Origin of the sequence: Paenibacillus tuaregi (assembly GCF_900086655.1) — a bacterium.
In the GTDB taxonomy this organism is placed as follows: Bacteria; Bacillota; Bacilli; order Paenibacillales; family Paenibacillaceae; genus Fontibacillus; species Fontibacillus tuaregi.
Genome location: NZ_LT575476.1, coordinates 698354 through 710366 on the forward strand (window position 1 = coordinate 698354; position 12013 = coordinate 710366).

General features: G+C 51.2%; 11 protein-coding genes. 8 read left to right on the top strand and 3 right to left on the bottom strand.

Going from position 1 to position 12013, the window contains the following annotated elements; genetic code table 11:
- Positions 1-37 precede the first annotated feature (37 nt).
- Positions 38-1141, bottom strand: coding sequence for a DUF1648 domain-containing protein (locus BN6628_RS03445; RefSeq protein WP_068614293.1), 1104 nt, complete (start codon positions 1139-1141; stop codon positions 38-40).
- 1 nt (position 1142) lies between these two features.
- The gene (locus tag BN6628_RS03450) at positions 1143-1544 is read right to left on the bottom strand and encodes a GntR family transcriptional regulator (protein ID WP_068614296.1); all 402 of its coding nucleotides are present in this window, start codon (positions 1542-1544) and stop codon (positions 1143-1145) included.
- Positions 1545-1805: 261 nt separating this feature from the next.
- Between BN6628_RS03450 and cysK the strand changes: the two genes are divergently transcribed.
- Positions 1806-2738, top strand: coding sequence for a cysteine synthase A (gene cysK, locus BN6628_RS03455; RefSeq protein WP_068614299.1), 933 nt, complete (start codon positions 1806-1808; stop codon positions 2736-2738).
- Between the two features lie 195 nt (positions 2739-2933).
- Here cysK and acnA read toward each other — a convergent pair whose 3' ends face one another.
- Positions 2934-5657 (bottom strand): aconitate hydratase AcnA, encoded by a 2724-nt coding sequence (gene acnA, locus BN6628_RS03460; RefSeq protein WP_068614303.1) that lies wholly within the window; start codon positions 5655-5657, stop codon positions 2934-2936.
- Positions 5658-6108: 451 nt separating this feature from the next.
- Between acnA and BN6628_RS03465 the strand changes: the two genes are divergently transcribed.
- The 7 genes from BN6628_RS03465 (at position 6109) to BN6628_RS03495 (ending at position 12009) form a co-directional block, all read left to right on the top strand.
- Positions 6109-7110 (top strand): amidase domain-containing protein, encoded by a 1002-nt coding sequence (locus tag BN6628_RS03465; protein ID WP_068614306.1) that lies wholly within the window; start codon positions 6109-6111, stop codon positions 7108-7110.
- A 27-nt stretch (positions 7111-7137) separates the two neighbouring features.
- Positions 7138-8232 carry a D-alanine--D-alanine ligase gene (locus BN6628_RS03470; RefSeq protein ID WP_068614309.1) on the top strand — a complete coding sequence of 365 codons (1095 nt, stop codon included), beginning with the start codon at positions 7138-7140 and terminating at the stop codon, positions 8230-8232.
- 2 nt (positions 8233-8234) lie between these two features.
- Entirely contained in the window at positions 8235-8555 is a 321-nt protein-coding gene (locus BN6628_RS03475; RefSeq protein ID WP_068614312.1) for a hypothetical protein, read from the top strand.
- Positions 8556-8741: 186 nt separating this feature from the next.
- Entirely contained in the window at positions 8742-9743 is a 1002-nt protein-coding gene (gene uvsE / locus BN6628_RS03480) for a UV DNA damage repair endonuclease UvsE (protein ID WP_068614315.1), read from the top strand.
- A 91-nt stretch (positions 9744-9834) separates the two neighbouring features.
- Complete coding sequence (gene fabI / locus BN6628_RS03485; protein WP_068614320.1) at positions 9835-10605, top strand: enoyl-ACP reductase FabI; 771 nt, start codon at positions 9835-9837, stop codon at positions 10603-10605.
- Positions 10606-10843: 238 nt separating this feature from the next.
- Positions 10844-11725: an inositol monophosphatase family protein gene (locus tag BN6628_RS03490; protein ID WP_235847565.1), complete on the top strand. Its 882-nt coding sequence runs from the start codon at positions 10844-10846 to the stop codon at positions 11723-11725.
- A gap of 23 nt (positions 11726-11748) precedes the next feature.
- The gene (locus tag BN6628_RS03495; protein WP_068614323.1) at positions 11749-12009 is read left to right on the top strand and encodes a hypothetical protein; all 261 of its coding nucleotides are present in this window, start codon (positions 11749-11751) and stop codon (positions 12007-12009) included.
- Positions 12010-12013 lie beyond the last annotated feature (4 nt).

Below are 12013 nucleotides of genomic sequence, written 5' to 3' on the forward strand. Positions count from 1 at the left end.
GTTCCTCCTAAATGTATGAAGTATAATAATCTCTGGCTTAGGGAGCCAGAAAAGTAATAACCAATATTATAATTACAAATGGTGCCACCAACATCAACCAAGCAAGCGGTCTTGCATAGTTCATCGTCCAGCCCACACCCATTCTCTTCTCAACAAAGAGCGAAGGGTCGTTCGGATTGTAGTAGAAATTGCCGAGCTTCCAGTTGTGATCATCATTGACAGGCATAGTTCCCGATTTATCAGGACTGTTGTCCAGGCGGCTGCCGCCTTGTCCGGTCTGGAAGGAGAGCAGGAGAGCTGATAGGATCATCAAGGCTGGTGCCAGCATGATGACGGTCATTTGAATATGGTTGTTGATCTGCAAGAACATACTCAGCTGTATGAATGAGAACATCAGGATGAGTGTAAAGGCAGAAACCAGGCTGTACATGGACCATCTACGGCGGAACAGCACATTCTGCTGGGAGGATGCCGCGCCTTTGCCCGGCTCAAGCTGCTGCTTGCTTCTGGAAATAATACGGTTAACCATGTAGAAGAGTAAAAGCAAAACTACCTGCATGACATTGGGGAAAAGAACAGACATGTGCGACTTCTCCACACTTCTTATGACCTCTCCATCCATACTGTATTTCATCGGTATCATGTTGGGCACAAGGTCGTAATTCATCAGGGCAACCACAACGTTGACCGCAATTATAAGCAGATGAGGCATGAACCACCAGTTTGAATAGACAAGCTTATGCGTGCGGAAGCTGGTATCAATCACAAGCTTCTCCTGCTTAGAAGGCAGAGCGGGATGCATAGCCTTATAACCTTTCATTTTGAAATAAAAATAGAGCTGGATAAGCATAGAGCTTAAAACCATCGCTGCAGCATACACAGGAAGAATAATGTTGGCCAGTGTACCCTCCTGGCCCGAGGACATGAACAGAGCAAAGGCAATCGATAGAACAGCCTGAATGCCTCCTGTAGTCCAAGCATAAGCTCTGCGCATGCCTGCCACTTCCTTGCTGTAGTACATTTCCTCAGAGACCGAAATTCCGAAGCTGACGGTCTTCCGGCTTAGAAATGGCATTGCGATCATGGTTGCCGAGACGGCGGCGATCATCAGGATCAGAATAATAATAGAAAGCCAGTTCATATTACTTGCCCCTCTCATTGTTATCAGGCATAAGTTCGCTATAGATGCTGCCTGTGATATCTATGAGCTGTTCCTTCGTCATTCCTCTGCATATGGCTTCGGCAATAATGGATTTCAACTGCCTGCGCTGCTGCTCCAAAAACTCTGGAGTGACAGAGGGCATCCCATCCGGGTTGACCACAACCCCCTTCTGCCGATGGACCAGAATGAAGCCTTCCTGCTTGAGCAGGGTATAGGCTTTATTGACGGTATGCAGATTAATGCCGATATCGGAAGCCAAGCTTCTCACTGAAGGTAGAGCCTCTCCGGGCTGAAGTCGGCCGCTGGCAATCCCTTCTATGATCTGGTTGATGAGCTGGGTGTATATGGGGGTATCGGACTGCATATCAAGCTCGATAATCACAATAGCGGCCTCCTAACTATCTGTTATAGTTTAAATATAACAGTTATAATTTGGTTTGTAAATAGATAATGCTGCAAATGTTGAACTTAAGAAATACCGACAGGCAAGAAGTGGGACGGAAGAACATTCACATGGCTTACATGTAAATCAATAGTTCATCTTATACAATTTGGTTTTCCCTAAATATAGGCGTATATTAGATATAGTTAAATCCGATTTAATCGGGTGGGAAATGATATTTTGTGTGAAAGGAATATACTTATGCCGAAGATTGCGAAGAATTTAACAGAGCTGATTGGGAATACCCCACTGCTTGAATTAGGTGCTTATGAAGAAAAGGAGGGACTTCAGGCCCGAATACTGGCTAAGCTGGAGTACTTCAATCCGGCTGGAAGTGTTAAGGACCGTACAAGCTTTGCTTTAATTCAGCGTGCTGAGGAGCAGGGATTGCTTAATAAGGATTCTGTTATTATTGAGCCGACCAGCGGGAACATGGGGATTGGGCTCGCCTTTGCGGCAGCAGCACTTGGATATAAGCTCATTATCACCTTGCCGGAGACCTTCAGCATTGAACGCCGGAAGCTCATGAATGCTTATGGTGCCGAGCTTGTCTTGACACCGGCCAGCGAGGGCATGGCAGGGGCTATTCGTAAAGCGGAAGAACTGGCGGCAGAAATTCCGAACGCCTTCATTCCACAGCAATTCAACAACCCGGCGAACCCTGAAATACATAAGAAAACAACAGCAGAAGAAATTTGGCGGGACACGGACGGACAAGTGGATATTTTTGTGGCCGGTGTAGGCACAGGAGGGACGATCAGCGGAGTCGGTGAAGTGCTTAAAAAGTATAATCCTGCAATTGAAGTTGTAGCCGTTGAGCCATTCGATTCCCCAGTGCTGTCGGGAGGCAAGCGGGGCCCCCATGCGATTCAGGGGATTGGCGCAGGATTTATCCCGGATAACTACAATCCACAGGTGGTGGATGAGATTGTTCGGGTCAAGAATGAAGATGCGTTCGAGACGGCACGCCGGCTTGCCCGCAGCGAGGGACTGCTGGTGGGGATTTCCTCCGGAGCTGCAGCTTTTGCAGCAGCCTCGCTCGCTGCGCGTCCAGAGAACAAGGGTAGAACTATCGTTGTGATACTGCCGGATACCGGCGAAAGATATTTATCTACGGACTTGTTCGGGGAGTAGCTTAGATAAGTCCATGCTGCCGCTTGTACATCTCACGAAGAAGCCTCGCTGTGCATCCTGACTGGATGGGCAGCGGGGCTTAATGTGTTTCTTCGGTTCTTTTTACTAATTGCGAAAAAGCCTGCAGCTCGGGAACGGGTTCCCGTGGCTGCAGGCTTTTTTGAAGCAGTATAACTGCAACTGATTATAAGCAGATTACTTCGCTGCGGATTCGCTGATCATTTGGCGAAGCACAGTCTGCAGAATACCGCCGTTGTGGTAGTAGTCCACATCCACCATGCTGTCCAGGCGGGCTACAACAGGGAACTCGAACTGGGTTCCGTCTGTACGTGTAGCCACTACGTTCAGCACTTGACCTGGCTTCACTCCGTTGTCAATGCCCAGGATATCGAACGTTTCGGTACCATCGATACCAAGCGTCTTCCAGCCATGGCCTTCCTGGAATTGAAGCGGAAGTACACCCATGCCAACAAGGTTGCTGCGGTGAATACGCTCGAAGCTCTCGGCGATAACCGCTTTGACGCCCAAAAGGTAGGTTCCTTTGGCAGCCCAGTCACGGGAGCTTCCGGTACCGTACTCTTTCCCGGCGAGTACAACCAGGTTGGTGCCATTGCTTTGGTAGTTCATTGAAGCGTCATAGATGGACATGATCTCATCCGTTGGCAGGTACTTCGTTACGCCGCCTTCAGTACCTGGAGCAACCTGGTTGCGGATACGGATGTTCGCGAATGTACCGCGCATCATGACTTCATGGTTACCGCGGCGGGAGCCGTAGGAGTTGAAGTCCTTGCGGGCTACGCCATGCTCGTTCAAATACAACCCAGCCGGGCTGGTTGGTGTGATGTTACCTGCAGGGGAGATGTGGTCCGTTGTTACGGAATCACCAAGCAGGGCAAGCACACGCGCGCCGCGGATTTCTTCAATATCCTGCAGGCCGTCTGCAAGCTTCTCGAAGAATGGAGGATTCGCGATATAAGTGGATTTCTCATCCCATTCGTACAATTCGCCTTCCGGCACAGGGATGGAGTTCCAACGTTCATTCTGGGTAAATACATTTTCATATTTGCTGCGGAACATCGCAGGGCTGACGGACAGGCCGATCGCATCCTTGATCTCCTGGGATGTTGGCCAGATATCTCTCAGATACACCGGATTGCCTTCCTGGTCATGGCCAAGCGGATCGTTCTGCAGGTCAATGTTGACCGTTCCGGCCAAGGCATAGGCTACAACCAGTGGTGGTGAAGCCAGATAGTTGGCCTTAACCTGGGCATGGACACGTCCTTCAAAGTTGCGGTTACCGGAGATTACAGCTGCAACCGTCAGGTCGTTATCCGCAATTGCCGCACTTACCTCATCTGGAAGCGGACCGGAGTTGCCGATACATGTTGCACAGCCATAACCGGCAACGTAGAATCCGAGCTGCTCCAGGGAGTCGATCAGACCGGCTTTCTCCAGGTACTCTGTTACCACAAGGGAGCCCGGAGTCAAGCTGCTCTTCACATAAGCCGGCTTGGTCAGGCCGCGCTCAACCGCTTTCTTGGCAAGCAATCCGGCGCCCAGCATAACGCTCGGGTTAGAAGTATTGGTGCAGCTGGTGATGGCTGCGATAACCACGGAACCGGTGCCCAGCTTGGTCTCGCGTCCATCCGGATGCTTCACGTCAACGAATTTGGCGATCTTCTCATCGCTCAGGCCGTAGCCGCCTTTATCCACTGGAGTGCGGATAATTTCAGTGAAGTTCTTCTTCATGTCTGTAAGCTCAATGCGGTCTTGCGGACGCTTCGGACCCGCAAGACTCGGTACAACTGAAGCCAGATCCAGTTCAATCAAATCTGTGAATTGAGGATCTGCTGTCTCACTGGTACGGAACATGCCTTGAGCTTTATAGTAAGCTTCAACCAGAGCGACCTGCTCGTCAGGACGTCCTGTGCTGCGCAGATAGTTCAGAGTCTCGTCATCGACAGGGAAGTAACCGATGGTTGCGCCGTATTCCGGAGCCATGTTGGCAACGGTAGCACGGTCAGCAAGGCTGATATTGGCAAGACCCGGGCCGTAGAATTCCACGAATTTGCCGACAACGCCTTTCTTGCGGAGCATTTGAGTTACCGTAAGAGCAAGGTCAGTTGCCGTTGCGCCTTCAGTAAGGCTGCCAGTCAGCTTGAATCCGATAACCTCAGGAGCAACGAAGTAGAGCGGCTGGCCCAGCATGCCTGCTTCGGCTTCAATACCGCCGACACCCCAGCCTACAACCCCAAGGCCGTTGATCATAGTGGTATGGGAGTCCGTACCAACGAGAGAATCCGGGAATACAACCGTTTCACCGTCAATGGTCTTAGTCGCCGCAACGGAAGCAAGGTATTCCAGGTTAACCTGGTGTACGATGCCTGTTGCCGGAGGAACGGCACGGAAGTTGTTGAACGCAGTCTGTGCCCAGCGAAGGAAGCGGTAGCGCTCCTCATTACGCTCGAACTCTACGTTCATGTTATATTCAAGAGCTTCTGGTGTGCCGAAAGCATCAACCATTACGGAGTGGTCAATAACAAGATCGACGGGTACAAGCGGATTGATCTGTTTCGGATCGCCGCCGGCTTTCTTCACCGTGTCGCGCATAGCTGCCAGATCGACAACGACCGGCACGCCGGTGAAGTCCTGAAGCACGATGCGCGCAGGGATGAACGGAATTTCCTTGTTGCTGTCTTGACCTTCGGTCCAGTCAGCGATTTGCTTGACATGCTCTTCGGTAATAGCTCTTCCGTCAAATTGTCTTACAGCGGCTTCAAGCAGCACTTTGATTGAGAACGGAAGCTTGGAAACGTTGGAGAAGCCTTGGGCTTCCAGAGCCTGCAGATCATAGTAACGGTAGGATTTCCCACCCACTTCAAGACTGCGGGCAGCAGAGTACTGATCTTTGATTGGCATGAAGATGACCTCCTAATAGTTTTGCGCGAAGTAAGCAGTGGACTAAGGCTGGGGCTGGTAAGGATTGAATGGGGTAAAGGTACCCTTGCCAACGATGTTGGCTGACAGGCAATCCGCCGCAGATTCCATTCATTCATAGTATAAATTGTCGGATACCATAAGTTCCAGATGGTTCAGCCGTGCTTTTTCGACTTAGTTTCATTAGATGAAACGTAATTTCAAAATAATATCTAAAATAATTATACCGCTTACTTTGTGGTGAGTAAAGTATTTTTTATTGGTTTTGGACACAGGCCGGACGCGGAAATCGGCGGGTTGAAACCGCCATCTTGCCGGGTGAACATACTGCCAGTTTTCAACTCATATATATAAAGAAAGGAAGTGAATAGCGAGGGGAGATTTGCGCATCTACCCCCTCTGGCCGAAGCGCCGTATAAAGGAGGTTGAACGCATGGCGGACGAGTGGAAAGGTGCATTATCCGCTTATATACAGCAGCAGAACAAGGATGAGGTTGACTTTCGCCCTTCCTCGGTACCGACTCTGGTCACGGATCTTGAGTATCTGATCCGTCGCGGGGAACGAAAGCAGCTTCTTGCAGACTGGTATTCCAAAAGAAAGGCGGTTCCGATCCGAAGCGAGACACGGGCCAAGCTGCTTCGGGAGACGGAGAACCGCAAAGATGAGGTTCAGGTGGATCTTCAGCTTCACCGTACGATCTATTATGAGAAGGGTGGAGTTACACACAAAGAGGAGCGCATTGACCAGGAGCGGCTCACCCTGCAGCGTGATGATGGCAGCTGGTCGATTATCCGTGTGGACATTCGCGTGGCCGAGCGCCATCCCCAGACCGGAATTCCCTATACTGCGATGGATGCCGATCTTGAAATTCCCAAATCCGCTTCGAGGCCCTATTTGAACAGGGAAGTCCTTGGGGTTGTTAATCAAAGCCGTGTCAAACAGTATAACCGGGCGGAGGCTGCTGCCTATGCAGACCGCTGGTGGAACAGCGCCAACCCGGAATTCCAGGAATTTGCGGTGGACTGCACGAACTACATCTCCCAAAGTCTCTTTGCAGGCGGAGCCCCAATAAACTATACTGGAAAAAGAGAATCGGGCTGGTGGTACAAGGGATACGTCGGCGGAAAAGAAGCCTGGAGCTACAGCTGGTCCGTTGCTAACAGCCTGGAGCGCTACCTCAGCAGTGGCGGGCTCGGCGCGAAAGTGCTCGAACGTCCGCAGCAGCTGGAGCTCGGCGATGTGATTATTTATGACTGGGACGGCAACGGAGCCTACGAGCATAGCACGATAGTAACCGCGTTTGATGCCGGAGGAATGCCTCTGGTCAACGCCCATACTGTAAGCAGCAAACATAGGTATTGGGATTACCGCGACTCCTATGCATGGACCGAGAATACGGTTTACCGCTTCTTCCATCTTGCTGACCGGTTCTGATCATAATTAAGTGAAGAGAGGTTAACCATGGGACAGGATAAGTTAACCGTCGGTTTGATTTACGGCGGTAAGTCAGGCGAGCACGAGGTGTCGCTGCAAACGGCCTTCGCTGTGATGAATGCATTTAACTACGATAAATACGAGGTGCTTCCTTTCTATATTACAAAACAGGGGGAGTGGAGAGTAGGCTCCCCACTGTCAGCTCCTTATGCGGACGCTGCGAAGCTCCGTCTTGAGGACGGTGCTGGCGATACCTCCACAGCTATTCAGAAGCTGTTCAGTAAGCTGGCTTCCGGGCAGGCGGAGGTCGACGTGGCCTTCCCGCTTCTGCACGGAACATACGGCGAAGACGGCACAATTCAAGGGCTCTTCGAAATGGCGTCCCTGCCTTACGTCGGTGCCGGTGTGTTGTCCTCTGCAGCAGGTATGGACAAAGCCGTTATGAAGAAGTTGTTCGGGGATGCGGGTCTTGAGCAGTGCAAATACTGCTATTTCACAGGGGCCCAGTGGGAACGCAGCAGTCATACCCTCATTCAGGGTGTCGAACAGCGGCTTGGCTACCCTTGCTTCGTCAAGCCTGCGAATTTGGGGTCAAGTGTCGGCATATCCAAGGCGGCCAATCAGGAGGAGCTTCTGAAGGCTGTAGATTATGCTCTTCGCTATGATACCAAAGTGGTTGTAGAAGAGTTCGTGGAAGCCCGTGAAATTGAGGTCGGTGTGCTGGGCAACGAGGAAGCGGAAGCCTCTGTGCCGGGAGAGATCGTCTCCTCTAGTGAGTATTATGACTATCAGGCCAAGTATCTTGACGGCAAATCTCAAATGGTGATCCCTGCGGCGATTGACACTGAGGTGGCTGACCGGGTTCGCGATCTTGCCGTGAAAGCATTCAAGGCGGTGGAAGGCAGTGGATTGTGCCGGGCTGACTTCTTCCTGAAGGCAGACGGAAGTCTGCTGATCAACGAGGTGAATACGATGCCTGGCTTCACTCCGTTCAGCATGTATCCCCTGCTGTGGCGGGAGACAGGGGTCTCCTATGAAACCCTTCTTGACCGGTTGATTGAGCTGGCCCAGGAGCGCTTCGATATCAGACAGAATCTGGACTTTAATAATGGAGTGAATTAATTATGGGATTCCAAACCGAATTCAATTCCGTCTGTAAGTTCAAGAGCGAGCAGGAGCTGTATGAGCTTCTCGAATACGGCCGCGGCAAAATGGTCAAGTCCGGCCTAAGGGTGTTCCCGACAGGGCAAAAGGTGATCGCCTACACGCCGGATAACCAGGCTGTGGCGATTGTGAAGGTGCTGGGCTGCATAGCCGAGATTAACTTCAACGGGGATGAAGTGACTGAAGTGGAAATGTCGCTTGTCCGTCAGCTTACTGAAGAAGAATCGCGTATTCAGACCGCTTTGGCTTACGAAATGTTTTTCGGTGAGCATGAGGGGTAATACAAATATGGTGTTTGATTATTCTCCGTAATGTGGAATAACAGCTAAATAAAGAACCGTTAGTCCTTCTGGACTAACGGTTCTTTATTTAGAGTTTATGGATTGGAGCATACTATATCAGATGATTTAAGAATAAGATTTCCGTCCATCTTATATAGAACGAAGTGCGAAGGAAGTGGGTTACTGATGATCGTCCGTTTCGGATATGTGGCCATGTCTACAGTTGTTAAGAATGCTTCTCCCTCCAAAACCATGACGTTTAAGAGCTTTGGGAAGCTGGCCGACCGGGAAGCGGCTCTGCGTAAGCTTGAGCATGTGGCCGCCGAGAACCTCCATAATACGCTAAGGCTTTTGAAGCACAATCGCGCGTACAACATTCAGGTCTATAGATTCTCTTCCAAGCTAATCCCGCTTGCAACTCATGGAGAACTGGCGGATTGGGACCCTTTCCCGGCGCTTCAGAACGATTTCGCCGCGATTGGCGATTATGTCAAGAGGCATGAGATGAGGGTATCTTTCCACCCGGATCACTTTACGGTGCTGAGCACACCGCGGCCCGAGGTGCTGGAGAGCTCCATCCGGGATCTTGAGCATCACGTCCGGATGCTGGATGCGATGGGCCTGTCTGCCAGGGCGAAGAACAATATTCATGTCGGCGGAGCCTATGGGGATAAGAAATCCGCAGGGGAACGCTTTAAGGCGAACGTGACGGCCCTGCCGGACAAGCTTAAAGAGAGACTGACCTTTGAAAATGATGACAAAACCTTCAACACGCCCGAGACCCTGGAGCTGTGCGAGCAGCTCGGCATCCCGATGGTTCTGGATATTCACCATCAATGGGTCAATAACGAAGGGGAGGACCCTGCCGATCTGTGGCCCCGGATTCTTAAGACCTGGCAGAGCCCCTATGCCCAAGCGGGTTCGGACCCGGAAGATCCGCTTCCGCCTAAAATTCATGCTTCCAGCCCGAAGAGTCCATCGGACTCCCGGAGCCATGCCGATCATGTTGAGGCAGGCCCGCTTCTCGACTTTCTGAGGAAGATCGCTCCCTATACGGAGCGAGTGGACGTGATGCTGGAGGCAAAGCTGAAGGACGGGGCACTTTTTGCCTTGATGGAAGATTTGGGATTCTACTCAAGTGAAGGTGTTCGTGTGATAGATGAAGCTTCTGTAGAGATTGCGCCATGAGCGGGCGTGAACCTTGAAAACTTCGGGAAAATAAGGTAAGTTGGACGTAAGAAGCGGGGGATGCCGCGATCTGAAGGAGGACTTACTTAATATGAGCAATTTATTGGAAGGCAAGAATATTATTATTATGGGTGTGGCTAATGACCGCAGCATCGCTTGGGCGATTGCCCAAAGTCTCGCGGCTCAAGGCGCACGCCTGGCATTTACATATGAAAGTGAACGCGTGGAAGGCCGGGTACGCAAGCTTGCCGAGACGATTCCGGGGGCAATTATTCTGCCGTGCAACGTTACGGTGGACGAGGAGATCGACAAGCTAGCGGACACGCTGAAGAGCGAGTTCGGCGTGCTTCACGGTCTCGTGCACAGCATCGCTTTCGCCAAGGCGGAGGATCTGGCCGGTGAATTTGCGGACACGTCCCGCGAAGGCTTCGCGCTGGCGAACGACATCAGCGTGTTCTCCCTCGTTGCAGTAGCGAAGCGCCTCTCGCCGCTGATGACCGAAGGCGGAAGCATTATGACCATGACTTATATGGGATCGGAACGCGTTATGCGCAACTACAATGTCATGGGCGTGGCGAAGGCGGGTCTTGAGGCAGCGGTACGCTACTTGGCGAATGACCTCGGTCCTAGAAATATCCGGGTTAACGCGATCTCAGCTGGCCCGATTCGAACCCTTGCGGCGAAGGGCATCAGTGACTTCAACTCCATCCTGAAGCAGGTGGAAGAGAAAGCGCCGCTTCGCAAAACGACAGAAACCGCTGAAGTTGGAGATACGGCGATGTTCCTGCTCAGCCATTTGTCCAGAGGAATCACTGGTGAAGTTATTTTTGTAGACGGCGGTTACAATATCGTCGGAGCATAAGCTTTAAGTTGAATGAAGGTTCGTTCCCGGGTAATGAATATTAAGCCGCCGGGGGCGGACTTTTTGTTCCTTGTGGGGGCCGGCTTGTCCCATGAAGACTGGGCGAACGATTGACTGGGATCAGGTTAGACACCCTTTTATTATAGGAGTGATTGACGGGGAGCTCTTGAATCAAGTAACGTAGAGGATGGAATAAGGAAAATTTTAGTAGAATACAACAGAAAGTAGAGTGAGAGATTTGAACCCGATTGAGAACCAGAGCCATGATCAAGACCAAGTTCCTTATACAGTCAGCAGTAAAAGTCCGACAGCCGTAGCTATTAACGCAGCTGCCAAGACCGGAGAGTGGATCAAGACCAGACTCGGTAATCACAAGGAGCTGAACACCAAGCTGTCTCCACAGGATTTGGTTACCGATGTGGATAAAGGTGCGGAATTGATGATCCGCAAGCTGATACTGACCCATTTTCCAGACCATGAAATTCTAGGGGAAGAAGGGGTCAAACCCGGCCCAGATGCATCTATTGAAGCGCTGGCCTCATACGAGGATGCGGAATACCTGTGGATCGTAGACCCGATTGACGGGACGACAAATTTTGTACAGGGCTTTCCCTGCTTCTGTGTATCTATAGCTCTTGCCCATCATGGAGAGGTTATTGTAGGGGTGATCTATGATCCGATCCGTGACGAGCTGTTCGTGGCTGAGAAAGGGAAAGGGGCATACATGCACGGTAATCCGACAAGCGTGTCCGGAGACAGGGATCTTGCCGGAAGTGTGCTTGCCATAGGATTTAACCCTGAGCGTGATTTTGCGCTGCCACTCAACATGAAGGGCATTGAAGCGCTGTCCACGAGAACGCGCAGCCTGCGGGCCATGGGCTCTGCAGCTATGCATCTTGCTTATGTGGCTGCCGGCCGGATGAGCGGGTATTATGAAGTGGGCTTGAATTCTTGGGACATTGCTGCCGGTACACTTCTTGTTCAAGAGTCCGGAGGCAAGGTTACAGATACTAAGGGGAACCCGTATCATCTGGGCGTTCGTCACATGGTTGCCACCAATGGCCACATTCATAAGGAGCTGTTGGAAGTGATTGAGACGGCCGGTGCAACGGGGCTATAAAACTATGTTAGGGGGCTATTCAGATGAGCGAGGACAAAGATTTGGAACGTCAGCTTAGTGAACTGCTTACCGGTGGGGAGCTGGAGCAGGAGGAGCGCAAGGAAGAAGAACGCCGGCGGCTCTCTCCGAAATATGAAATCCGCGTCCAGACCGAGCATGATCCGATTGTGGAGGAGACACTGAAATACCGCAGTATGGCCAAGGAAGTTGACGGGCGTTATGATGAGTATTTGAAGAAGACGGGAAAGACGGAAAAGACAGAAAAGGTGGATAAAGAAGACTGAGTTG